This is a genomic window from Terrabacter sp. 01T434 (genome assembly GCF_056398545.1).
Genome location: NZ_JBFTPP010000011.1, coordinates 1 through 22,819 on the forward strand (window position 1 = coordinate 1; position 22,819 = coordinate 22,819).

At 71.2% G+C, this 22,819-nt stretch carries 20 protein-coding genes and 1 rRNA gene; 2 read left to right on the plus strand and 19 right to left on the minus strand.

The genetic code is table 11. From position 1 onward, the window contains the following. The 17 genes from AC1DIW_RS19475 to AC1DIW_RS19555 form a co-directional block, all read right to left on the minus strand. Positions 1 to 334, minus strand: a 16S ribosomal RNA gene (locus tag AC1DIW_RS19475); the annotation flags it as partial. Positions 335 to 990: 656 nt separating this feature from the next. Next, positions 991 to 2,250 carry a tyrosine--tRNA ligase gene (tyrS, locus tag AC1DIW_RS19480; protein ID WP_442279823.1) on the minus strand — a complete coding sequence of 420 codons (1,260 nt, stop codon included), beginning with the start codon at positions 2,248 to 2,250 and terminating at the stop codon, positions 991 to 993. Positions 2,251 to 2,360: 110 nt separating this feature from the next. Next, entirely contained in the window at positions 2,361 to 2,996 is a 636-nt protein-coding gene (locus tag AC1DIW_RS19485; RefSeq protein WP_478110264.1) for a DNA-3-methyladenine glycosylase, read from the minus strand. 22 nt (positions 2,997 to 3,018) lie between these two features. After that, complete coding sequence (argH, locus tag AC1DIW_RS19490; protein WP_478110265.1) at positions 3,019 to 4,491, minus strand: argininosuccinate lyase; 1,473 nt, start codon at positions 4,489 to 4,491, stop codon at positions 3,019 to 3,021. Positions 4,492 to 4,571: 80 nt separating this feature from the next. Next, positions 4,572 to 5,057, minus strand: coding sequence for an arginine repressor (gene argR, locus AC1DIW_RS19495; RefSeq protein WP_442279826.1), 486 nt, complete (start codon positions 5,055 to 5,057; stop codon positions 4,572 to 4,574). Beyond that, positions 5,054 to 6,247, minus strand: a complete 1,194-nt coding sequence (locus AC1DIW_RS19500; RefSeq protein WP_478110267.1) for an acetylornithine transaminase — start codon at positions 6,245 to 6,247, stop codon at positions 5,054 to 5,056. The genes argR and AC1DIW_RS19500 overlap by 4 nt, the downstream gene beginning before the upstream one ends. Then, a complete protein-coding gene (gene argB / locus AC1DIW_RS19505; RefSeq protein WP_478110269.1) occupies positions 6,244 to 7,293 on the minus strand; it encodes an acetylglutamate kinase in 1,050 nt (349 codons plus the stop codon). The genes AC1DIW_RS19500 and argB overlap by 4 nt, the downstream gene beginning before the upstream one ends. Beyond that, positions 7,290 to 8,453: a bifunctional glutamate N-acetyltransferase/amino-acid acetyltransferase ArgJ gene (argJ, locus tag AC1DIW_RS19510; RefSeq protein WP_478110270.1), complete on the minus strand. Its 1,164-nt coding sequence runs from the start codon at positions 8,451 to 8,453 to the stop codon at positions 7,290 to 7,292. The genes argB and argJ overlap by 4 nt, the downstream gene beginning before the upstream one ends. After that, the gene (gene argC, locus AC1DIW_RS19515) at positions 8,450 to 9,493 is read right to left on the minus strand and encodes an N-acetyl-gamma-glutamyl-phosphate reductase (protein WP_478110272.1); all 1,044 of its coding nucleotides are present in this window, start codon (positions 9,491 to 9,493) and stop codon (positions 8,450 to 8,452) included. The genes argJ and argC overlap by 4 nt, the downstream gene beginning before the upstream one ends. A gap of 44 nt (positions 9,494 to 9,537) precedes the next feature. After that, a complete protein-coding gene (gene pheT / locus AC1DIW_RS19520; RefSeq protein ID WP_478110274.1) occupies positions 9,538 to 12,096 on the minus strand; it encodes a phenylalanine--tRNA ligase subunit beta in 2,559 nt (852 codons plus the stop codon). A 1-nt stretch (position 12,097) separates the two neighbouring features. Continuing rightward, positions 12,098 to 13,207, minus strand: a complete 1,110-nt coding sequence (gene pheS / locus AC1DIW_RS19525; protein WP_478110276.1) for a phenylalanine--tRNA ligase subunit alpha — start codon at positions 13,205 to 13,207, stop codon at positions 12,098 to 12,100. A 127-nt stretch (positions 13,208 to 13,334) separates the two neighbouring features. Continuing rightward, complete coding sequence (locus tag AC1DIW_RS19530) at positions 13,335 to 14,462, minus strand: sensor histidine kinase (protein WP_478110277.1); 1,128 nt, start codon at positions 14,460 to 14,462, stop codon at positions 13,335 to 13,337. Between the two features lie 36 nt (positions 14,463 to 14,498). Beyond that, positions 14,499 to 15,302, minus strand: coding sequence for a TrmH family RNA methyltransferase (locus tag AC1DIW_RS19535; protein ID WP_478110279.1), 804 nt, complete (start codon positions 15,300 to 15,302; stop codon positions 14,499 to 14,501). A gap of 46 nt (positions 15,303 to 15,348) precedes the next feature. Beyond that, positions 15,349 to 15,741: a 50S ribosomal protein L20 gene (rplT, locus tag AC1DIW_RS19540; RefSeq protein WP_345508599.1), complete on the minus strand. Its 393-nt coding sequence runs from the start codon at positions 15,739 to 15,741 to the stop codon at positions 15,349 to 15,351. 96 nt (positions 15,742 to 15,837) lie between these two features. After that, positions 15,838 to 16,032 carry a 50S ribosomal protein L35 gene (rpmI, locus tag AC1DIW_RS19545; protein WP_020144695.1) on the minus strand — a complete coding sequence of 65 codons (195 nt, stop codon included), beginning with the start codon at positions 16,030 to 16,032 and terminating at the stop codon, positions 15,838 to 15,840. Positions 16,033 to 16,125: 93 nt separating this feature from the next. Further along, positions 16,126 to 16,773, minus strand: a complete 648-nt coding sequence (gene infC, locus AC1DIW_RS19550; protein ID WP_478110281.1) for a translation initiation factor IF-3 — start codon at positions 16,771 to 16,773, stop codon at positions 16,126 to 16,128. Between the two features lie 330 nt (positions 16,774 to 17,103). Continuing rightward, positions 17,104 to 18,435, minus strand: coding sequence for an MFS transporter (locus AC1DIW_RS19555; protein WP_478110283.1), 1,332 nt, complete (start codon positions 18,433 to 18,435; stop codon positions 17,104 to 17,106). Between the two features lie 165 nt (positions 18,436 to 18,600). On the opposite strand from AC1DIW_RS19555, the gene AC1DIW_RS19560 reads away from it, so the two are divergent. Beyond that, positions 18,601 to 20,667 carry an elongation factor G-like protein EF-G2 gene (locus tag AC1DIW_RS19560; protein WP_442279837.1) on the plus strand — a complete coding sequence of 689 codons (2,067 nt, stop codon included), beginning with the start codon at positions 18,601 to 18,603 and terminating at the stop codon, positions 20,665 to 20,667. Positions 20,668 to 20,783: 116 nt separating this feature from the next. Here AC1DIW_RS19560 and AC1DIW_RS19565 read toward each other — a convergent pair whose 3' ends face one another. Both AC1DIW_RS19565 and AC1DIW_RS19570 read right to left on the minus strand, forming a co-directional pair. Continuing rightward, entirely contained in the window at positions 20,784 to 21,785 is a 1,002-nt protein-coding gene (locus tag AC1DIW_RS19565; RefSeq protein ID WP_478110284.1) for an NADP-dependent oxidoreductase, read from the minus strand. A 59-nt stretch (positions 21,786 to 21,844) separates the two neighbouring features. Beyond that, entirely contained in the window at positions 21,845 to 22,273 is a 429-nt protein-coding gene (locus AC1DIW_RS19570; protein ID WP_442279839.1) for an organic hydroperoxide resistance protein, read from the minus strand. Between the two features lie 58 nt (positions 22,274 to 22,331). On the opposite strand from AC1DIW_RS19570, the gene AC1DIW_RS19575 reads away from it, so the two are divergent. Further along, the gene (locus AC1DIW_RS19575; RefSeq protein WP_442279840.1) at positions 22,332 to 22,793 is read left to right on the plus strand and encodes a MarR family winged helix-turn-helix transcriptional regulator; all 462 of its coding nucleotides are present in this window, start codon (positions 22,332 to 22,334) and stop codon (positions 22,791 to 22,793) included. Positions 22,794 to 22,819 lie beyond the last annotated feature (26 nt).

The following is a 22,819-nucleotide window of genomic DNA, read 5'->3' on the forward strand; positions in this document are numbered from 1 at the left end:
GGCCGTGTCTCAGTCCCAGTGTGGCCGGTCGCCCTCTCAGGCCGGCTACCCGTCGTCGCCTTGGTGAGCCACTACCTCACCAACAAGCTGATAGGCCGCGAGTCCATCCCAGACCGAAAAACTTTCCACACCATACGGATGCCCGTTGGCGTCATATCCGGTATTAGCTCCGGTTTCCCGGGGTTATCCCAGAGTCTGGGGCAGGTTACTCACGTGTTACTCACCCGTTCGCCACTGATCAAACAAGAGCAAGCTCTCATCGTCACCGTTCGACTTGCATGTGTTAAGCACGCCGCCAGCGTTCGTCCTGAGCCAGGATCAAACTCTCCGTTGATGTTCAAACACCCACCCCCGAAAAGGAGATGAGCAAACTTTGAACCCCTGAAGGGCTCGAAAACCTGACTGAAGCCGAACCACCAGCTCAAAAAAGCTAGAAGTTCGATTCAACCAAAGGATAATTCGCCCGAAACCAACCCAGACCACCCTCATGGATGAATCCGAGCCAGACCCCGGGACGAGGTAATTGGCATCGATTTTTGACACGCTGTTGAGTTCTCAAGAATCGGACACACACCATCAACCACCTCAACGAGGAGGCCTCCGGGGCAACCCTTCAAACTTACCCGCCGCACCCTGGCCAGTCAAACCGCGGTCCGCCCCATCGGGGCGACCCAGGCGACCAGCTCGGAACGAGCGGTTCCTGCACTCCGAGGCTACCCGACTCCGTCAGGCGCCTCGGACCATCTCGCCAACCCCGGGACCGGCCAACTTCGCTCGCGATGACTCGCTCCGCGGTGGCGTCCGTTCCTCCCTGTCGGGCTGACGAAGAGAACATTAACCCGGCCCTCCGGAGAAACACAAATCCGCCTTCCCCTGCACCCCGGTGACCGCGAGAAGCGGCGGAGCCCGTTGTCCTGCAACGGGATCCGCCGCTTCAGACGCCGACTTTCGCTCTACAACGGCCGTGTGCCACGTCCGGGCCGGCGCGACTCACGCACGTCGCGCGGCCGCCAGGTTGCGGCGGCCACGCTTGATGACAGCGACCGTGCCGTGCAGGAAGTCCTCCTCGCCGAGCACCCGCTCGGGATCGGTCAGCTTCACGTTGTTGAGGGACGCTCCGCCCTCGCCGATCGCACGCCTCGCGCTGTTGCGGGAGTCGACGAGTCCGACCGCCACGAGGGCATCCACGACGGACGTCCCGACGGGCACCTGGGCCCCCGGGAGCTCGGACGTCGCGTCACCGAGGGTCTCGGCGTCGAGCCCACCGAGGTCCCCCTTGCCGAACAACGCCTCCGAGGCGGCCTGGACCGACGCCGTCGCGTCGGCACCGTGCACGAGCGTGGTGACGTCGGCCGCCAAGGCCTTCTGAGCCGCCCGACGGAACGGCTCCTCGGCCACCTGCCGCTCGAGCTCGAGGATCTCCTCGCGCGTCCGGTCCGACAGCGCCTTGAGCATGCTGACGACGGAGGCATCCTCCACGTTGAGGAAGTACTGGTAGAAGACGTACGGGCTCGTCATGTCAGCGCTGAGCCAGACGGCGTTGCCCTCCGACTTGCCGAACTTGCGCCCCGTCGAGTCGACGAGCAGCGGCGTCGCGAGCGCGTGCACCGACCTGCCCTCGACCCGGTGCACCAGGTCGACGCCGGCGGTGATGTTGCCCCACTGGTCGCTGCCCCCGATCTGCAGCGTGCAGCCACGGCTCCGGTAGAGCTCGAGGTAGTCGAGCGCCTGGAGCATCTGGTAGCTGAACTCGGTGTAGGAGATGCCCTGGTCGCTCTCGAGGCGACGAGCGACGGCCTCCTTCCGGATCATCTGGTTGACGCGGAAGTGCCGGCCGACGTCGCGCAGGAAGTCGAGCGCGCTCAGCGGGGCCGTCCAGTCCAGGTTGTTGACGAGCACGGCCGCGTTGTCGCCCTCGAAGTCGAGCAGCGGCCCGACGAGCTGCTGGATGCGGCTCACTGCCGTCGCGATGGTGTCCTTGTCCTGCAGCACGCGCTCGGCATCAGGTTTCGGGTCGCCGATGAGCCCCGTCGACCCGCCCACCAGACAGATCACCCGGTGCCCGGCAGCCTGCATGCGGCGCATGACGGACAGCTGGACGAAGTTGCCGAAGTGCAGCGAGGGGGCGCTCGGGTCGAAGCCGCAATACAGCGTGATCGGCCCCTCGGCGAGTGCCTCGCGCAGCGCCGCCTCGTCGGTGGTCTGTGCCACCAGGCCACGCCACTGCAGCTCGTCGAAGATGTCGGTCACGGGTATCGGTGTCCTTTCGGTCCAGCGGGCTCCCTGCCCACCCGGACACAGCCTGCCGTATGCCGTCGCGCGCGGGCCAACGAGTACCTCCCGGTCCCGCATGGCGGGCATCACCTCCGGCGGCGCACGACTCCCGGACGGTAGGTCGACACGCTCGGCTCGCCCTCGACCCAGAAGCGCCACGGGTAGGCCGTCCCGTCACCCCCGGGTCCGCTGACACCGACCCGAGGACCGACGCGCACGCGCTCCGGCGGGGCCGGGTCGCCCTGGGACACGACGAGGTCGATGGGCTCGCCGAGCGGGGGGCGGCAGAAGTCCCGACCGGTGTGCTCCTTGGTCATGGCGAGCGCCTGCCCGAGCCGGCCCGGGCCGCGTGCCCAGTCCCTCTCACGCACGGGCCCACGACGCGCCCGGACGAGGTCGCCGCCGGCCACGACCTCTCCGGCACGCACGAGCACCGCCGAGGCCGACCCCTCCTCGCCGACGACGAGGTTGACGCACCAGTGGTGCCCGTAGGTGAAGTAGACGTAGGTGAAGCCGGGAGGCCCGAACATCGGCCGGGTCCGCGGCGTCTCCCCCCGGAAGGCGTGCGACCCGGGATCGACCTCACCGGCATACGCCTCCAGCTCGGTCAGGCGCAGCACGACCCCACCGAACGACAGGTGGCGCCCGAGCAGGTCGGGCGCGACCTCGACGGACGGGCGGGCGAAGAACTCGCGGGACAGCCGGGTCTCGACGGGGTTCACCGACGACACGCTAACCGCCCCGTCAGACAGCCGCCGACGTCCAGCCGCGGGCGGCGGCGAGACGGTCGCGGGCAGCCGCGAGCTGCTCGCTGACCCGGGCCGGGGCGGTGCCGCCGACAGCGTCCCGTGACGCCAGGGACCCTTCGACGGACAGCACGGACCGCACCTCGGGCGTCAGGTGCTCGCTGATGTGCGCGAAGTCCTCGTCGGTCAGATCCCACAGCTCGATGCCGCGCGGCTCGCACTCGCGGACGCAGGCGCCGGCGACCTCGTGGGCGACTCGGAACGGAACCCCTTGCCGCACCAGCCATTCCGCGATGTCAGTGGCGAGAGCGAAGCCCTGCGGCGCCAGCGACTCGAGCCTCTCGGTGTTGAAGGTCAGCGTGCCGACCATGCCCGAGAACGCCGGTAGGAGCACCTCGAGGGTGTCCACGGCGTCGAAGACCGGCTCCTTGTCCTCCTGGAGGTCGCGGTTGTAGGCCAGTGGCAGGGCCTTGAGCGTCGTGAGCAGACCGGCGAGGTCACCGACGAGGCGACCGGCCTTGCCACGCGCGAGCTCCGCCACGTCGGGGTTCTTCTTCTGCGGCATGATGCTCGACCCCGTCGAGTAGGAGTCGTGCAGCGTGACGAACGAGAACTCCTTCGTCGCCCACAGCACGACCTCCTCGGCGATGCGCGAGATGTCGACGGCCGTCATGGCGGACACGAACGAGAACTCCGCGACGAAGTCGCGCGAGGCGGTGCCGTCGATGGAGTTCTCCACCGCATGGGCGAAACCGAGGTCGTGCGCGACGGCCTCCGGGTCGAGACCGAGCGACGAGCCGGCAAGCGCGCCGGAGCCGTAGGGCGACGCGTTCGCGCGCTCGTCCCAGTCGCGCAGTCGGTCGACGTCGCGCAGCAGTGCCCACGCGTGGGCGAGCAGGTGGTGCGAGAGCAGGACGGGCTGCGCGTGCTGGAGGTGGGTGCGCCCCGGCATCGCGACCCCGAGGTGTCGATCTGCCTGGGCGACAAGGGCATCGACGACATCCAGCACGAGACCGCCCACGACGCGCGCGTGCTCGCGGAGGTACATCCGGAAGAGCGTCGCGACCTGGTCGTTGCGCGAGCGGCCGGCGCGCAGGCGACCGCCGAGGTCGGTGCCGACCCGCTCGATGAGGCCACGCTCGAGCGCCGTGTGGACGTCCTCGTCGTCCTCGGCGGGCGTGAACGCTCCGGAGAGGACGTCGGCCTCGAGGCGGTCGAGGCCCTCGATCATCCCAGCGAGGTGTTCCTCGGAGAGCAGGCCCGCGGCGTGGAGGACTCGGGCGTGGGCGCGCGAGCCGGCGATGTCGTGTGGTGCGAGACGCCAGTCGAAGTGGGTGCTCTTCGACAGTGCGGCAAGCGCCTGGTCGGGACCGCCGGCGAAGCGTCCGCCCCAGAGGCTCACTCGGGCGGCCGGGGCGCCCGGGGCGCCCTCGCTGCCGTCGGCGGCGCTCGTGCGGGTGGGATCGGTCATCGCGGGTTCTCCTCGTGGGTGATCAGCGTGGGTCGGCATGGTGTCCGGTGTCGGCTGCAGCGGGTGCCGCCGAGGTGGGTTCAGTCTCGCGTGCCGGCGAGGGACTGGAGACGTTCGGCCACCGCGGCCGCCTGCTCGGCGCTGCCGGCGACGAGCAGGATCGTGTCGTCGCCCGCGATGGTGCCGACCACCTCGGGGTCGCGGGCCTGGTCGATCGCCGAGGCGAGGTAGTTGGCAGCCCCCGGTGGCGTGCGCAGCACCACGACGTTGACCGCGGCGGCTGCTGACACGAGCAGCTCCTCGCACGTGCGTCGCAGCCGGGCCGAGGCTGCGTCGCCGATCGAGCCGACGGCGGCCACCTCACCGCCCTCGCCCGGGACGGCATACACGAGGGCGCGTCCGCGCCGCACCTTGACCGCGCCGAGCTCGACGAGGTCGCGCGAGAGGGTCGCCTGCGTCACCTCGGTGCCCTCGGCGACGAGCAGGTCGGAGAGCTCACCCTGGCTGTGCACCTCGTGGGACCCGAGCAGCTCGACGATGCGCCGCTGGCGCTGGGTGCGGCTCACGGCGTCGCCTCCCCCGTCGCGCGGGCAGCGTCGAGGATCGCCGGCAGCGCGTCGAGGAAGCCCTGGAGCTCTTCCTCGGTGATGACGAGCGGCGGCGCGAGACGAAGGGCTGTCGGCGTCACCGCATTGACGATGAAGCCGGCATCGCGAGCGGCCGCCATGACCACAGGAGCAGGTATGCCGTCCAGCTCGATCGCGCGCAGCAGCCCGCGACCCCGCGTGCTGACCACGCCTTCGCTGTCGACGTGGTCGAGCAGGGCGCCGACGTGCCGCGCGTGCTCGAGCAGGTGATCGCGCTCGATGGTGTCGAGGACGGCGAGCCCGGCGGCGCACGCGAGGGGGTTGCCGCCGAACGTCGTGCCGTGCTGGCCCGCGGTCAGCATGGCCGTGACGTCGGAACCGAACGTCACGAGGGCACCGATCGGGACCCCGCCGCCGAGACCCTTGGCGAGGGTCATCGCGTCCGGCACGATGCCCGAGGCCTGGTGGGCGAACCAGTCGCCGGTGCGACCGATCCCGGTCTGGATCTCGTCGACGACGAGCAGCGCGCCGTGGGCGCCCGTCAGCTCCCGGGCCAGACGCAGGTAGTCGGACGACAGCTCGCGCACGCCGGCCTCGCCCTGGATCGGCTCGACGAAGAGGGCCGCCGTCGTGTCGTCGACGGCGGCACGGAGCGCATCGGCGTCGTTCGGTGGGACGAAGACGACCTCGGGGATCAGCGGCTCGAAGGGCTCGCGGTAGGCGGCCTTGTGGGTCAGGGCGAGGGCGCCCGTGGAGCGCCCGTGGAAGGAGCCCTGCAGGGCCACGATGCGCGTGCGCCCGGTGCGCCGCGAGAGCTTGATCGCGGCCTCGGTCGCCTCCGTCCCCGAGTTGGCGAAGAAGACGCCCGACCCGCTCGGGGCCGCCGCGATCGACAACAGCCGCTCGGCGAGGGTGATCGCCGGCTCCGAGGTGAAGAAGTTGGAGACGTGGATCGCCGACTCGGCCTGCTTGGCGACCGCCTGCACGAGCGCGGGGTGACCGTGGCCGAGCGCGTTGACGGCGATGCCGGACAGCAGGTCGAGGTAGCGCTTGCCGTCGACGTCGGTGACCCAGCAGCCATGACCCGAGGCGAGGACCAGCTGCGGTGTGCCGAAGACCTGGACCATCGCGCTGGCGTAGCGCCCCAGCAGATCACTGCCCACGGTCATGGGTTCTCCTCGGGTGTCGCGGTCGGGGCGGCGGTTGGCGTGGGGGCCGGGACCGGCTTGGAACCGGTGATGTCGGGCAGCACCATGGTGCCGATCCCCTCGTCGGTGAAGATCTCCAGCAGGATCGAGTGGGGCTTGCGGCCGTCGACCACGTGCGTCTGCGGCACGCCCCCTTCGACGGCCCGGATGCACGCCTCGAGCTTGGGCACCATGCCGTGGTCGACCCGGGTGAGCAGCTCGCGGGCTGCGCTGACGGTGATCGTGGAGAGCAGGGAGCGACGATCGGGCCAGTCGGCGTAGATCCCCTCGACGTCGGTGAGCACGACGAGCTTCTCGGCGCCGAGCGCGACGGCGATCGCGGCGGCTGCGGTGTCGGCGTTGACGTTGAGGACCTGGCCGTCGACGTCGAGGTCGGGCGCGACGGTGGAGACGACCGGCACACGGCCCGCGTCGAGGATGTCGAGGATGGCCGAGGGGTTGACGCTCTCGACGTCACCGACGAGGCCGAGGTCGATCTCCTCGCCGTCGACGACGGTGCCGCGGCGCCGGGCGCCGAGCAGGGCCGCGTCCTCGCCCGACAGCCCCACGGCGATGGGCCCGTGCTGGTTGAGCAGGCCGACGAGCTCGCGCCCGACCTGGCCGGTCAGCACCATGCGCACGACGTCCATGGCCTCGGGCGTCGTCACGCGGAGCCCGCCCTTGAACTCGCTCTCGATGCCCACCCGCTCGAGCATCGCCTTGATCTGCGGGCCGCCGCCGTGCACGACGACGGGCCGCAGTCCGGCATACCGAAGGAAGGCGACGTCCTCGGCGAAGGCGGCCTTGAGGGCGTCGTCGACCATGGCGTTGCCGCCGTACTTGACGACGACGAGGGCGCCGCGAAAGCGCTCGAGCCACGGCAACGCCTCAACGAGCGTCGAGGCCTTGCCGGCGGCGACGCGGATCGCGGCCGCGTCGATGAGCCCGCGCACGTTGGCGGGTGGGTCACCGGCTGACGGGAAGGACGGGGGGAAGCCCGTCGGGGACGGTTCGGTGATGTCGCTCATGTGCTGTAGGCCGAGTTCTCGTGGACGTAGTCATGGGTCAGGTCGTTGGTCCAGACGGTGGCCGAATCCGCGCCGGCGTGCAGGTCGACGAGGACGTGCACCTCTCGCGCCGTGAGGTCCACGAGGGCCCGGTCCTCGCCGACCCCGCCGGAGCGGCACACCTGGACGCCGTTCATCGTCACGTCCAGGGCTGCTGGCTCGAAGGCGGCCCGGGTCGTGCCGACGGCCGCCAGGACGCGTCCCCAGTTGGGGTCGTTGCCGAAGATCGCGCACTTGAAGAGGTTGTTGCGGGCCACGGCGCGGGCCACCTCGAGGGCGTCGTCGACGCTCGCCGCGCCGGCCACCTCGATGGCGATGTCGTGGGCGGCACCCTCCGCGTCGGCGATGAGCTGGCGCGCGAGGTCGGAGCAGACGGCGGTCAGCGCCTCCGTCAGGCCGCCCCGGTCGACGGTCACGCCGGAGGCACCTGAGGCCAGCACGACGACCGTGTCGTTGGTCGACATGCATGCGTCGGAGTCGATGCGGTCGAACGAGACGGCTGTCGCTGCCCGCAGTGCGGCAGTGAGGGCAGCCGGGTCGACGACGGCGTCCGTGGTCAGGACGACGAGCATCGTCGCGAGGGCCGGGGCGAGCATGCCCGCGCCCTTGGCCATGCCGGAGACCGACCATCCCGCGCCGGCGTGCCCGGCCACCTTGTGCACCGTGTCGGTCGTCTTGATCGCGACCGCCGCGGCCTCGTGGCCCTCCGGGGAGAGCGCTGCCGCCGCTGCGTTGACACCGGAGGTGATCTTGTCCATCGGCAGCAGCTCGCCGATGAGACCCGTCGAGCAGACGACGACGTCACCGGCCGAGACGCCGAGGACGTCGGCGACGTGCTCCGCCGTGCGGTGCGTGTCGAGGAAGCCCTGGGCTCCGGTGCAGGCGTTGGCTCCCCCGGAGTTGAGGACGACGGCGTCGACCCTGCCGTCGGCGACGACCTGGCGGGACCACGTCACCGGGGCCGCCTCGACGCGGTTGGTCGTGAAGACCGCCGCGGCATGGTGGTCGGGGCCGTCGTTGACGACGAGGGCGAGGTCGGGGGTGCCGCTCGTCTTGAGCCCGGCGGTGACGCCGGACGCCCGGAAGCCGGCGGGGAGCTGGACGGTCGGACGAGCGCTCACGGGGCGACTCCTGCGATCGGGAGGCCGAGGGTCTCCTCGAGGCCCAGGGCGAGGTTGGCGCACTGCACGGCTGCACCGGCGGTGCCCTTGGTGAGGTTGTCGATGGCCGACACGACGACGACCCGGCCGAGCCGCTCGTCGACGGCGGCCTGGAGCTGCACGTGGTTGCTCCCGACGACCGAGGCCGTCGCAGGCCACGAACCCACGGGCAGCACGTGCACGAAGGGCTCGTCGGCGTAGGCCCTCTCCCAGGCGGCGCGCACGGTCGCCGGGTCGGTGCCGGGACGCAGACGCGCCGTGCAGGTGGCAAGGATGCCGCGGGGCATCGGCGCCAGGGTCGGCGTGAACGAGACCGTGACGGGCTCCCCCGCTGCGCGCGAGAGGTTCTGCTCGATCTCGGGCGTGTGCCGGTGGCCGCCGCCGACGCCGTAGGGCGACATCGAGCCCATCACCTCGCTGCCCAGCAGGTGGGGCTTGAGGGACCTGCCCGCCCCGGACGTGCCGGAGGCTGCCACGACGACGACGTCCTGGGCCTCGAGCAGTCCGGCCGCGAAGCCGGGCGCGAGTGCGAGCGAGATGCCCGTCGGGTAGCACCCGGGCACCGCGATGCGGCGCGCGCCGGCGAGCCGCTCGCGCTGCACCGAGCCCGCCGGCCCGGGGAGCTCGGGCAGTCCGTAGGGCCACGAGCCGGCATACGCCGTGTCGTAGAAGGTGGTCCAGGCCGTCTCGGACTCGAGGCGGAAGTCGGCCCCGCAGTCGATGACGACGACCGAGTCGGGCAGCTGCGCGGCGAGCGCGCCGGAGTGCCCGTGCGGCAGGGCGAGGAAGACGACGTCGTGGCCGGCCAGGGTGTCGACGGTGGTCGGCTCGATGACGCGGTCCGCGAGCGGGACCAGGTGCGGGTGGACGCCCCCGAGTCGTTCACCCGCACTGCTGGCCGCCGTGACGGCACCGACCTCGAACTGCGGGTGGGCGAGCAGCAGCCGGAGGATCTCTCCTCCGGCGTAGCCGCTCGCCCCCGCCACTGCTGCCCTGATCACAATGCATGACTATACACGCCAATGCATATTCGTGCATTCAGGGATCAGCGCTGCACGGCCCCCGTCGCCGCTGCCGCGGCTGCCACCGCTGCGTCGCGGAAACCGTTGACCTCGTCGGTCGTCAGGGTCCGGTCCGGCGCCCGGAAGGTGAGGCGGTAGGCCAGGGACCGGTGCCCCGCCTCGATGCGCTCGCCCTCGTAGACGTCGAAGAGGACGACCGACTCGAGCGACTCCCCCGCGCCGGAGCGCAGGGCGGCCTCGACGTCGGCAGCGGCCACGTCGGACGCGACGAGCAGCGCGATGTCGGTCATCGCCGGCGGGAAGGTCGAGAACGCGCGGGCCTGGACCGGTTCCGCGCTCGCGGCGACGAGCACGTCGACGTCGAACTCCGCCGCCACGGTGCGCGGCGGCAGGTCGAGGGCCGCGACGACCTTGGGGTGCAGCTCGCCCGCGTGCCCGACGAGCGTGCCGTCGGCGAGCGTGATCCGCGCGCACCGTCCCGGGTGCCACGGGGCGTGGCCGGGGTCGTTGGCGACGACGACCGGGACCGCGAGGGCGGCGGCCACGGTCTGCACGGCGGCGACCATGTCGCTCCAGTCGGCAGCCCGGCCGGGGCCCCACCACCCGGCCTGCTCGGCCTGGCCGGTCGCGAGGATGCCGGCGCGGCGCGGCTGGGCGGGCACTGCGGCATACAGCTGCTCGAGGGTGTCGGCGTCGGGTCGAGAGGCCACGCCCGGGATCGGCGCCGTGCCGAGCGCACCGCCCGGACGGAAGACGAGACCGATCTCGTAGATCGCGACGTCCTTGTGGCCGCGCGCGACGTTGCGCCGCAGCGTGTCGACGAGGCTCGCGAGGATCGACGTGCGCAGCAGCGGCCTCTCCTCGGACAGCGGGTTGGCCAGCCGGACCGCGTGACGACGGTCGTCGTCGGCGGGCAGCATGAGCTGGTCGGCGAGATCCTCCGACACGAACGGGTAGCTGAGGACCTCGGTCAGCCCGGCCCCGGCCAGCGCGTCGGCGACGACCCGGCGCGCCTTCTGCTCGTGGGTCAGGCCGCGGCCGTCGCTCGGGGTCGGCGTGATCGACGGGATGTTGTTGTAGCCGTCGATCCGCGCGACCTCCTCGGCGTAGTCGGGCGCGTCGACGAGGTCGGGACGCCAGGACGGCGGGGTCACGAGCACGTGCGTGTCGTCGGTGCCCTCGCCGGCCTCGTCGACCCGGCAGCCGAGGTCACGCAGGATGCCGACGACGCGCTCACGGGGGTAGTCCACGCCCACGATGCGCGCGGGCTCGGTGACGTCGAGGAGGTATGCCGTGCGCTCCGTCGTCCGGTCGACGTCGGTCACGCCGTCGTCGACGGTGCCGCCACCGTGCTCGACGAGCAGGTCGACGGCGAGCTGCGCGGCGGCCGCGGTGACCTTCGGGTCGACGCCGCGCTCGAAGCGCTTGGACGCCTCCGTGATGAGGCGGTGCCGGCGCGACGAACGCGCCACGGTCGTCGGGTCGAAGTGCGCGGCCTCGATGAGGACGTCGGTCGTCGAGTCGGACACCTCCGAGGACGCACCGCCCATGACGCCGGCGATGGCGAGCGGCTGCTCGCCGCCGTCGGTGATGAGCAGGTCGTCGGGGTGCAGGGTGCGCTCGACGTCGTCGAGCGTCGTGAGCTTCTCGCCACCGCGGGCCCGTCGCACGACGATCGAGCCGGACAGCCGGTCGACGTCGAAGGCGTGGAGCGGCTGACCGAGGGCGAGCATGACGTAGTTGGTGACGTCGACGGCGAGCGAGATGGGACGCATGCCCATCTGCGTCAGGCGCTTGCTCATCCACGCCGGCGACGGCCGCGTCGGGTCGATGCCCCGCACGATCCGCGCGACGTAGCGGTCGCACCCGTCGTTGCCCTCGATCGGAGACTCGTCCTTGAGCTCGACGGCGTAGCCGTTCGTGTTGGGCTGCGGCGTCAGGATGTCGGCCGGGTCGCGGTAGCCGCCCTCGGGACTGCCTTGGGCGTGCCAGTACTCGCGGGCCAGGCCGCGGACCGAGAAGCAGTAGCCACGGTCGGGCGTCACGTTGGTCTCGACGGTCTCCTCACCGAGCCCGAGCAGGGCGATCGCGTCGTCGCCGGGCTGGACCGTGGCGGCCTTCTCGTCGCCGAGCAGGCGGCGCAGGACGATGATGCCCTCGTGGTCATGACCGAGACCGATCTCGTCCTCGGCGCAGATCATCCCGTTGGAGACGTGGCCGTACGTCTTGCGTGCGGCGATCTCGAACCCTCCGGGCAGCACGGCGCCGGGCAGGACGCAGACGACGAGGTCACCGACCTCGAAGTTGTGGGCGCCGCAGACGATCTCCTGGTGCTTGCCCTCGGTCAGCATCTGGCCGTTCTGGCCGACGTCGACGGTGCACCAGCGGATCGTCTTGCCGTTCTTCTGCGGCTCGAGCTCGAAGGACAGGACGCGGCCCACGACGAGCGGACCCGTGATGTCGCCACCGTGGAGGTCCTCCTCCTCGAGCCCCACGCGCACGAGGCTGGCGGCCACATCGGCGCCCCGGGCCCCGGGCGCGAGGTCGGTGTACTCGGCGAGCCAGCTGAGCGGCATACGCATGTCAGACCCCCATCCCGAACTGCTGCGAGAAGCGGACGTCGCCCTCGACGATCTCGTGCATCCCCTGGACCCCGTGGCGCAGCTGGAGCGCCCGCTCGATGCCGAGCCCGAACGCGAAACCGGAGTAGACGTCGGGGTCGATGCCGCACGTGCGCAGCACCTTGCGGTTGACCATGCCGGAGCCTCCGAGCTCGATCCAGCCCGAGCCGCCGCACGTGCGGCACGGCTCGGCGCTCCCCCAGGTCTCCTCGCCGTGGCAGGCGAAGCAGAGGAAGTCGGTCTCCATGCTCGGCTCGGTGAACGGGAAGTAGTTGGCCCGGACGCGGGTGCGCGTCTCCTCGCCGAACATGATGCGGACGAACGCGTCGAGCGCGCCGCGCAGGTGGGCCATCGTCAGGCCCTTGTCGATGGCGAGGCACTCGATCTGGTGGAAGACCGGGGTGTGCGTCGCGTCGAGGTCGTCGGTGCGGAAGACCTTGCCCGGCGCCACGATGTAGATCGGCGGCTCCTTCTCGAGCATCGTCCGGATCTGGACCGGCGAGGTCTGCGTGCGCAGCACGAGGCCCGAGTCGACGGGGTCGAGGAAGAAGGTGTCCTGCATCTGCCGCGCAGGATGGTCGGGCCCCAGGTTGAGCGCGTCGAAGTTGAGCCACTCGCTCTCGAGCTCCGGACCCTCCGCGACCTCCCAGCCCATCCCGACGAAGGCGTCGACGAGGCGCTGCGCGACCAGCTCGATGGGGTGGCGGGCGCCGAGCTGACGACGCAGCGCCGGGACGGTGACGTCGACGCGCTCCTCGACGAGGATGCGCTCGTCGCGCTCGGCCTCGAGCTCGGCCTGGCGAGCCGTCAGGGCCTGCCCGACGCGGCCACGCGCTTGGCCGACGCGCTTGCCGGCCTCGGCCTTGGCGCTCGGCGGCAGCGCACCGATCTCACGGTTCGCGAGGGCCAGCGGGCTCTTCTCCCCCTGGTGCGCGATGCGGACGGCCTTGAGGTCGTCGAGGGACGCCGCTGCGGCGATCGCCGTGAGCGCGTCCTGCACCGCTGCGTCGACGTTCGCCGGGTCGAGCGCGGAGACCTCGACGGGGTCGTAGTTCGTGTTGGGTCCGGACATCGGCGTGCGTTCGCTGCTCTCGCTCGGTTTCTCGGTGGCTGTCGGGGTGGCTGTCGGGGTGGCTGTCGTGCGGTTGCCCAGTCTAGGGGCGGCAGCGAAACGGGCCGCCGACCGTCCCGTGGATGGGTCAGCTGCCGACGACATCCGGCAGGCCGGCGGGCAGGGTCACGACGAAGCGCGCGCCGCCCCCGTCGCGGTCGGTGACGAGCACCGTGCCCCCGTGGGCCTCGACGAGCCCCCGGACGACGTAGAGGCCCAGACCCGTGCTCGCGTTCGAGGGACCGTGCCAGAAGCGGCCGAAGATCTTCTCGCGGTCGGAGGGGGGTATGCCGTCACCCTCGTCGTCGATCTCCACAACCACCGACTCGGGCGCGTCACCGAGGGCGCCACCGCGGTCGAGCGTCACCGTGACCTTGCCGGCGCCGTGCAGCAGACCGTTCTCGATGAGGTTGAAGAAGATCTGCTCGAGCCGGTCGGTGTCGGCCCACATCTGCGGCAGTCCCCGCTCGCGGGCCGCCTCCCCCAGCCGCAGGTCGACCGTGCCTGTCGAGCGACCCAGCTCGTAGCGGACGACGTGCGTCGTCAGCAGGGCATGCAGGTCGACGGGACCCAGCCGGAGGTTGAGGCTGTCCGAGTCGAGGCGCGAGATGTCGAGCAGCTCGGTGATCAGGCGCGTCAGGCGCGTCGCGTCGGCCTCGATGGTCTCGATCATGAGGCGCTTCTGTTCGTCGCTGAAGCGGTCCCAGCGCCGGAGCAGGCTGCTCGTGAAACCCGTGACCGACGTCAGGGGGGCCCGCAGCTCGTGCGCCACCGTCGACAGCACCGTCGCCTGGTCGCGCTCGGCACGCTGCCGGGCCTCGGCGTCGCGCAGCCCGAGGATGACCCGTTCGACGGTGTGGTCACCGTCGGCCCGGACGTAGCGGGCGGTGACCAGGACGTCCTGCCCCTTCGGCGCCACCAGGAGCTTCTCGCGGTGACCGGGGCGGCTGGCCAGACCGTTCCACGGGTCCGTGTGCGCCCACCAGTCGCGGCCGTACTTGTCGGTGAGCGGAAGGCCCTCGGACAGGGCCCGGCCCACGAGGTCCGACTCGTCGCAGTCGAGGATGCGCAGGGCCTCCGCGTTGGCGAAGTGGATCCGCCGGTCACGCCCGACGATGACGAGTCCGTCGGGCAGCAGCTCGCCCGTCAGGGCGAAGGGCTCGGCCACCGATGCCGAAACGGGCCGCGGTGCACCGGTCCCGTCCACGGAGGTCATGGCCGAAGAATAGTCATGAGCGCCGGGAGAGCGCTGTCAGCGGCTCGTGCGGCGGGCCTCTGCCGAGGCGTAGAGACAGATCGTCGCCGCCATGGCGAGGTTGAGCGACTCGGCGTGACCGTGGATGGGGACCCGGACGACGTCGTCGCAGAGGTCACGCACCTCCAGCGGCAGGCCCCATGCCTCGTTGCCCATCACCCAGGCGTGAGCCCCGGTGAGGTCGGCGTCAGGCAGGAGCGTGGTGCCGGCGCCGTCGGCCGCGAGCAGCCGCACCCCGCGCTCGCGCAGTGCCTGGAGGATCTCCGGCACGCTGGTGCCGACGACAAGGGGCACGTGCCACAGCGATCCGACCGTCGAGCGGACGACCTTGCTGTTGTAGACGTCGACGCTCGCATCGCTGACGATGACCGCGTCGGCGCCAGCCGCGTCGGCGCCGCGGATGACCGTGCCGGCGTTGCCCGGGTCGCGGACGTTCGTCAGGACGCACACGAGCGCATCGGTCGGCAGGTCCGCGAGGACGTCGTGCAGGGGACGGTCCAGCACCCGGCATACGGCCGCGATGCCCTGCGGCGACTCGGTGTCGCTCATGGCGGCCAGGACGTCGGACGTCACCTCGTGCACCCAGAGGTCGGCCTCGCGGGCGGCCGTGACGATGGTCGCGTGACGCCCTGCCGCCTCGGTGGTGACGTAGATGTCGCGGACGAGGTCGGGCCGGAAGGCGACCGCCTCGCGGACGGCCTGGGGCCCCTCCGCGAGGAACTCACCGGTGCGAGCACGCACCGAGCGCCGGGACAGCGACCGCACTGCCTTGACCCGATCGGATCGGGGGTTGGTCAGCACGGGGCGTCCCGGCGCTCGAGGGGTGTGATGTGCGTTCGGGCGACGCTCAGGCGGCGTCGCCGGCGACCTTCGCCGCTGCCTGGGCAGGGACGTTGGCGCGGGAGAGCTCGACGAGCGTGGCGAAGGCCGGCGCGTCGTTGACGGCGAGGTCCGCGAGGATCTTGCGGTCGACCTCGACCCCGGCAGCCTTGAGGCCCTGCATGAACCGGTTGTAGGTCATGCCGTTGGCGCGGGCCGCAGCGTTGATGCGCTGGATCCAGAGGCGACGGAAGTCGCCCTTCTTGGCGCGGCGGTCACGGTAGGCGTAACCCAGCGAGTGGGTGACCTGCTCCTTGGCCTTGCGGTACAGACGCGAACGCTGACCGCGGTAACCGCTGGCGCGCTCGAGAACGACGCGACGCTTCTTCTGGGCGTTGACCGCCCGCTTCACGCGTGCCACGTGAATACTCCTTCTCTGCTTGACGCAGTGCTTGCTGCTGCTGGCCTACCGGGGTCCCGGCTGCTCAGCGAAGTGCTGATGGGTGGGGGTCCCGGCTCACTTGCCGAGGAGCTTCTTGGCCTTCTTGGCGTCCGGCTTGGCGAGCTCGACGTCGTTCGCGATGGAACGCATCTTCTTGCTCGACTTGTGCTCGAGCAGGTGGCGACCGCCGGCCTGCTCGCGCATGACCTTGCCGGTGCCCGTGAGGCGGAAACGCTTCTTCGCACCGCTGTGCGTCTTCATCTTCGGCATGGGGGCCGATCTCCTTCGTGTTGCGCGCGTCAGTGGACGCACGTGGTCTGTCGTGCCGGGGGCTCGCGCCTCCGGCGGGTCACTGCCGGCCGATCACTCGGCGGCGGCGGTGGCCTCGTCGGTCTGCGGGGCCTGGGCGTGCGCCTCGGGCTGCTCGTCGGCCGGGGCCGTCTGGTCGGCCGCGTGCTGCTCGCGCTGCTCGCGCCGCTCGTGCTGCTCGTGCTGCTCGTGCTGGTCGTGCTGCTCGCGGGAGCGACGCTGCTCGGCCTTGGCCTCGGCCTTCTTCTTGGTCGGGCCGATCACCATGATCATGTTGCGGCCGTCCTGCTTCGGGGCCGACTCGACGAAGCCGAGCTCGGCGATGTCCTCGGCGAGGCGCTCGAGCAGACGACGACCCAGCTCGGGACGGCTCTGCTCGCGGCCACGGAACATGATCGTCACCTTGACCTTGTCACCGGCCTTGAGGAACCGCTCGACGTGGCCCTTCTTGGTGCCGTAGTCGTGCGGGTCGATCTTCGGACGGAGCTTGATCTCCTTGATGACGGTGTTGACCTGGTTCTTGCGCGCTTCCCGTGCCTTCATGGCGGCTTCGTACTTGAACTTGCCGAAGTCCATGAGCTTGGCGACCGGCGGCTTGGCCATGGGGGCCACCTCGACGAGGTCGAGGTTCGCCTCCTCGGCCAGACGCAGCGCGTCCTCGACGCGGACGATGCCGACCTGCTCGCCGTTGGGGCCAACCAAGCGCACTTCCGGGACCCGGATGCGCTCGTTGATGCGAGGCTCGCTGATGTGGTGCTCCTAAGTTTCGAGAAATGGGTGACCAGACGGGGTGTTGTCCGTCCTGCTGCGACCACAACGAGAAAAGGGCTCCCCGTGTGTGCACGAGGAGCCCAAGGGTCACGTATGCCGGACGGTCGCCGTCGCGTCACACGGCTCGACACGTGTGCCGCGAACGGCATCCGGTCGAGCAGACCTTGACCCGGCAACCGTGAGGTTGACGCGGGTGGAAGCGAGCTTCTCTTGCACGTCGCCACCGGGCCTTCGCCGGAGCGGGAGCCTGGTGACGGCTGGTCAGTGCTCCATGTTAGCAGCCGTGACCCCGTGCTCCGAATCGGTGGCGGCGGTCCGGCCGACCCGGCGCCGGCCCACGCGCGAGCCGACGAGGCCCGCCCCCGCGATGACGACGCCGAGCGCGGACACGACGACGAACCCCGACTGCCAGCCGCCGTGGTCGATGGCGAAACCCGCGATCGGAGCCCCCACCGCCGAGCCGGCGGTCATCGCCGATCCGTGCCAGCCCAGCATCTCCCCGCGGAACCGTTCGGGCACCTGGCGGCTCAGCTGCTCGACGGTGGCCGTGATCGTCGGGGCGCAGAGGAACCCCGACACCGTGATGAGCACGGCGAAGCTCGGCACCCCGACGGCGAGGGCGACGGGGGCAGTGGTGGCGGCTAGGCCGCCCAGCAGCCAGAAGACCGAGAAGGACCGGTGCCACGCGCCGTAGAGCAGGCCACCGACGAGCGAACCCGCGCCCCAGAGGGCGAGGACCCACCCGATCGAGCCGGTCGCCTCGAAGGAGCGCAGGGCCGCCACGATCGAGACGTCGGTTCCGCTGAGGACGAGCGTGGAGCAGGCGGCGGCAAGATAGACCGCCGCGACCGGGAACGTGATGAAGCCGCGGATCGCGCGGCCCGGGGCGACGTCGTCGGCACCGACACCGTTGGTGCTCGCGGCGATGGCCTCGGCCCGCGCCGCCTCGCCCGGCTCGTCACCGGCAACCTGCTCCCCGGTCGTGTCGCGAGCGGGCTCGCTCTCGGCGGACTCGGAGGTGAGCGGCGGGTTGACCAGCCACAGCACGAACCCCGCCGCGACGGAGGTCAGCTCGCACACGAGCAGGGCCCAGCCGGTGTCCCACGAGGTGGCCAGCCACACGCCGATGGCCGGACCCGCCATGAAGGACAGCTCGGTCGCCGACGAGTCGAGCGAGAGCGCCGTGCGGCGCTGGTCGCTCGGCACCGAGCGGATGATGACCTGCCGCAGGATCGAGAAGGTCGGGACGACGAAGAGCCCGGCGAGCGCCGCGAAGCCGATGAGCGGGGCGTAACCCACCCACGGGGCGATCGACCAGCACACGACCTGGACGACGAGCGAGGGCCCGACGGTGCGACGCAGGCCGATGCGGTCGAGCAGCCGGCCGCGCCACGGGCCGGAGACGGCGACCGCCACGGTGGACGCAGCCGTGACGAGGCCGGCCTCGCCGTAGCTGCGCCCGAGCGACGCCACGACGTGCAGCGTGAGGATCACCGCACCCGCCCACATGGGAACGCGGATGAGGAACCCGAGCAGCAGCGCCTGGCGAGTGTCGCGGTTGGCCAGCACCGGCCGGTAGGCCCCCAGATCCATGTCTCCAGCCTGTCACCCGCCACCGACGGTCCGCATCCGCATTCGCGGGCCGGACGGTCGTCCGATGCACGGCCCGATGCACACCCCACAGGCGCACGCTGACGGTGGCGGTGGCATACGCCAGAGGTCTTGTGACGGCCGTGCGACAGGAGAATTGTGGGGGGCATGGCAAAGACGCCCGGCAGATCAGACCTTCCTGCGGCCCCCAACCCCGCCTCGCCGCAGGACATCCGCAACGTCGTGCTGGTCGGACCCGGCGGGGCCGGCAAGACCGCACTCTTCGAGGCACTCATCGCGGCCCGCGTGCCCGGACAGCGCACCGGCAGCGGCGACCACGTCCGCACGACGACCCTCACCGCCGCCTCGTTCCCGTCCGGACCGGTCACCCTCAACCTCCTCGACACCCCCGGCTACCCCGACTTCGTCGGTGACCTCAGAGCCGGGCTGCGCGCCGCCGACGCCGCGATCTTCGTCGTCTCGGGCGCCGACGACATCGACCGGCCCGTGTCGCTGCTCTGGCGTGAGTGCGCAGCCGTCGGCATGCCCCGCGCCGTCGTCGTGACCCATCTGGACCAGCCCCGCGCCGACTTCGCCACGACCGTCGAGACGTGTCGTCGCACGTTCGGTGACGCCCGGGCCACGCACTGGCCCGTCGTCGAGGGCGGCTCGGTCACGGGAGTCGTCGGCCTGCTGACGGGCGAGACCGCCGGGGAGCACGAGGACGCCCGGGCGGCGCTCATCGAGTCCGTCATCGAGGAGTCCGAGGACGCGACCCTGCTCGACCGCTACCTCGAGGGCGAGAGCATCGACACCGAGTCGTTGCTCGCCGACCTGCGCACGGCCATCGCGCACGGCACGTTCTTCCCCATCGTCCCCGTCTCGCCGCTGACCGGCACGGGTGTCGAGGAGCTGCTCGGGATCGTCGAGCGGGCCTTCCCCGACCCAACCATCCACCCGCTCCCCGCGGTCACCTCGCCCGTGGGCGGTTCCGTCAACGGCGTCACGTGCGACCCGTCGCAGCCGCTCGTCGCCGAGGTCGTGCGCACGACGACGGACCCCTACGTCGGTCGCCTGTCACTCGTGCGCGTGTTCTCCGGCACCCTGCGCGTCGACGAGCCCGTGCACGTGTCGGGACACCTCGGCGACTTCGTCGGGCACGAGGTCGCCGGCCACCCGGCGCACGACGACGACGAACGCGTCGGACCGCTCGCATCGCCGTTCGTCGACACGCACCGGCCTCGTGGCACCGCCATCGCCGGTGACATCGCCCTCGTGTCGAAGCTGACCCGGGCCGAGACGTCGGACACCCTCTCCTCGCCGGAGCGGCCCGCGGTCGTCGCACCGTGGCTGCTGCCGGAGCCCCAGCTGCCCGTCGCGATCCGGGCTGCGACGAAGTCCGACGACGACAAGCTCGGGGCCGCGCTCCAGCGCCTCGTCGCCGAGGACGTGACGATGCGGATGGAGCACTCGAGCGAGACCGACCAGGTCGTGCTGTGGACCATGGGCCAGGCCCACGTCGACGACCTCATCGGCCGCCTGGCGGACCGCTACGGCGTGACCGTGGTGGCCGAGCCCTATCGCACCGCGCTCCGGGAGACGTTCGTCCGGCGCTGCTCGGTGCAGGGCCGCCACGTCAAGCAGTCGGGCGGTCACGGGCAGTATGCCGTGTGCTCGATCGAGATCGAACCCCTGCCGCGCGGGGGCGGCTTCGAGTTCGTCGACAAGGTCGTCGGGGGCGCCGTGCCGCGCCAGTTCATCCCGTCGGTGGAGAAGGGAACCCGGCTCCAGCTCGAGAAGGGCCTGCTCACGGGCCACCCGGTCGTCGACGTCCGCGTCACACTCACCGACGGCAAGGCGCACTCGGTCGACTCCTCCGACGTCGCCTTCCAGACCGCTGCAGCCCTCGCGCTCAAGGAGGCCGCCAACGCCTCGACGATGGCGCTGCTCGAGCCCATCGACCGCGTCGACATCACCATCGCCGACGAGTACCTCGGTGCCGTCATGTCGGACCTGCGCGGTCGGCGCGGCCAGGTGCTCGGCACGGAGCCGGCGGACGGGATGGGCCCGGACGGAGCGTGGACCGTCGTGCACGCCGAGGTGCCGTCGGCGGAGCTGTCGCGCTACCCCATCGACCTGCGGTCGGTGTCGCACGGCACCGGGTCCTTCGTGCGCGAACCGCTGCGGCACGACCTGCTCCCCGCCGACAAGGCCAAGGACCTGCTGGGCACCTGACGCGATCGACAGAGCGATCCGTCCGCACTCACTGGAAAGAGCGATCCGTCCGCAAGGTGCGCGGACGGATCGCTCTTTCGATCAGGAGGAAGCGGACGGAGTGCTCTTTCGAGCCGTCAGAGGCGGACGAGCATCTTGCCGACGTTCTCGCCGCGCAGGACCCCGAGGAAGGCGTCGACGGCGTGGTCGATCCCGTCGCTGAACGTCTCGCGCGAGGTCAGGGTGCCGTCGGCGATCCAGCCGGCCGCGCGCTGGGCGTACTCGCCCGCGAGGTCCCAGTGGTCCCCGACGAGGAAGCCCGTGATGGTGCCGCGGGTCTGGATGAGGCGCGCGAGGTTGCGCGGCCCGGGCGCCGGCTCGGTGTTGTTGTAGACCGAGATCGCGCCGCAGATCGCGATGCGCCCGCCGAGGCGGAGCGAACCGATCGCGGCCTCGAGGTGGTCGCCGCCGACGTTGTCGAAGTAGACGTCGATGCCGTCAGGAGCGGTTTCGCGGAGCAGGTCGGAGACGCGCCCGTCCTTGTAGTTGAAGGCCGCGTCGAAGCCGAGGTCGTTCAGGAGGTGGTCGACCTTCTCCTGCGATCCGGCGCTGCCGATGACGCGGCTCGCGCCCAAGGCCTTGGCGACCTGACCGACGACGCTGCCGACGGCGCCGGCGGCGCCGGACACGAAGACGACGTCGCCCTCCTTGAGTCCCGCGACGCGGGTCAGGCCGGCGTATGCCGTGAGGCCGGTCATGCCGAGCACGCCGAGGTAGGCGGACGCCGGGGCCACCGACGTGTCGACCACGCGGACGCCTGTACCGTCGACGACGGCCTCCTCGCGCCAGCCGAGACCGTGCAGCACGTGGTCGCCCACGGCGACCCCCTCGGCGTTCGACTCGGTGACGACGCCCACGGCGCCGCCGTTCATGGCCTCGCCGAGCGCATACGGCTCGGCGTACGACTTGGCGTCGCTCATCCGGCCGCGCATGTAGGGGTCGACCGACATGACCTCGTTTCGGACGCGGACCTGGCCGTCGGCGAGGTCGACGTGGGCGCTCTCCACGAGCTCGAAGTCGTCGGGGGTGGGCCAGCCGACGGGGCGGCTCTTGAGCTGGACCTCACGGGGGTTGGTCATCGGGTCTCCTTGCGTGTCAGGGGGTTTCGGAATCGTGGGTGGACGCGAGAGCGCGTGGGTCAGTCGACGACGATCTCGACCGGGATGTTGCCGCGCGTCGCGTTGGAGTAGGGGCACACCTGGTGCGCGGTGTCGACGAGCTCGCGGCCGAGCTGCGGGTCGATGCCCTCGGGCAGCTCGACGTGCAGGACGACGCCGAGACCGAACCCGGTGCTCGAGGACCCGGAGAGGCTGACGTCGGCGGTCACCGCGACGTCGAAGTCCTCGACCCGGCGCTTGCGGGCGACCAGGCCGAGGGCGCTCGCGAAGCACGCCGCATACCCGGCGGCGAAGAGCTGCTCGGGGTTCGTGCCCTCGCCGCTGCCACCGAGCTCGCGCGGGGCGGCGAGCGTGACGTCGAGCCGGCCGTCGGAGGTGACGGCGCGACCCTCACGCCCGGAGGCGGTGGCCGAGGCGACGTACTGGGCGGTCTGGGTGGTGGTGCTCATCAGGCTCCTCAAATTGCTGACAATTAAGTTGTGCGCAATTTGATAGTACGCTTGGGTCATGAGCCCGTCCAATCCCGCCGCCGCAGCCCCGAGCCCCCTCAGCCTCGAGCAGCAGATCTGCTACGCGATGCACACGACCGTGCGCGCTTTCGACGGCGTCTACCGCGAGCTGCTGGCGGAGCACGGGCTCTCCTACCCGCAGTACATCGCGCTCATGGGTGTCGTCGAGCACGGCCCGCTGACCGTGAGCCGACTCGGCGAGCTGATGCGGCTCGACTCCGGCACGCTCTCGCCGCTGCTCAAGCGGATGGAGTCGGCCGGCCTCGTGGGGCGGGCCCGCGACTCCGAGGACGAGCGCCGCGTCCTCGTCTCGGCCACGGCCGCAGGCCGGGAGCGCCTCGCCGGCCTCGGCGACCTGCCGCACCAGATCGCGGTGCGCAGCGGCCTGACACGCCAGGAGCTGCTCGACCTGCACCGGACGCTGCGGCAGGTGACCGAGCGGCTCGACGCCCACGGCTGACGGGCGACGCGTACGCCGCGAGCCGG

Bases quoted from the DNA above. Each gene is read 5' to 3' on its own strand.
- argH (WP_478110265.1), bottom strand. From the start codon at position 4,491: ATGACCGATCCCACCCGCACGAGCGCCGCCGACGGCAGCGAGGGCGCC.
- AC1DIW_RS19500 (WP_478110267.1), bottom strand. From the start codon at position 6,247: ATGACCGTGGGCAGTGATCTGCTGGGGCGCTACGCCAGCGCGATGGTC.
- argB (WP_478110269.1), bottom strand. From the start codon at position 7,293: ATGAGCGACATCACCGAACCGTCCCCGACGGGCTTCCCCCCGTCCTTC.
- pheT (WP_478110274.1), bottom strand. From the start codon at position 12,096: ATGCGTATGCCGCTCAGCTGGCTCGCCGAGTACACCGACCTCGCGCCC.
- pheS (WP_478110276.1), bottom strand. From the start codon at position 13,207: ATGTCCGGACCCAACACGAACTACGACCCCGTCGAGGTCTCCGCGCTC.
- AC1DIW_RS19530 (WP_478110277.1), bottom strand. From the start codon at position 14,462: ATGACCTCCGTGGACGGGACCGGTGCACCGCGGCCCGTTTCGGCATCG.
- rpmI (WP_020144695.1), bottom strand. From the start codon at position 16,032: ATGCCGAAGATGAAGACGCACAGCGGTGCGAAGAAGCGTTTCCGCCTC.
- AC1DIW_RS19555 (WP_478110283.1), bottom strand. From the start codon at position 18,435: ATGGATCTGGGGGCCTACCGGCCGGTGCTGGCCAACCGCGACACTCGC.
- AC1DIW_RS19560 (WP_442279837.1), top strand. From the start codon at position 18,601: ATGGCAAAGACGCCCGGCAGATCAGACCTTCCTGCGGCCCCCAACCCC.
- AC1DIW_RS19565 (WP_478110284.1), bottom strand. From the start codon at position 21,785: ATGACCAACCCCCGTGAGGTCCAGCTCAAGAGCCGCCCCGTCGGCTGG.
- AC1DIW_RS19570 (WP_442279839.1), bottom strand. From the start codon at position 22,273: ATGAGCACCACCACCCAGACCGCCCAGTACGTCGCCTCGGCCACCGCC.
- AC1DIW_RS19575 (WP_442279840.1), top strand. From the start codon at position 22,332: ATGAGCCCGTCCAATCCCGCCGCCGCAGCCCCGAGCCCCCTCAGCCTC.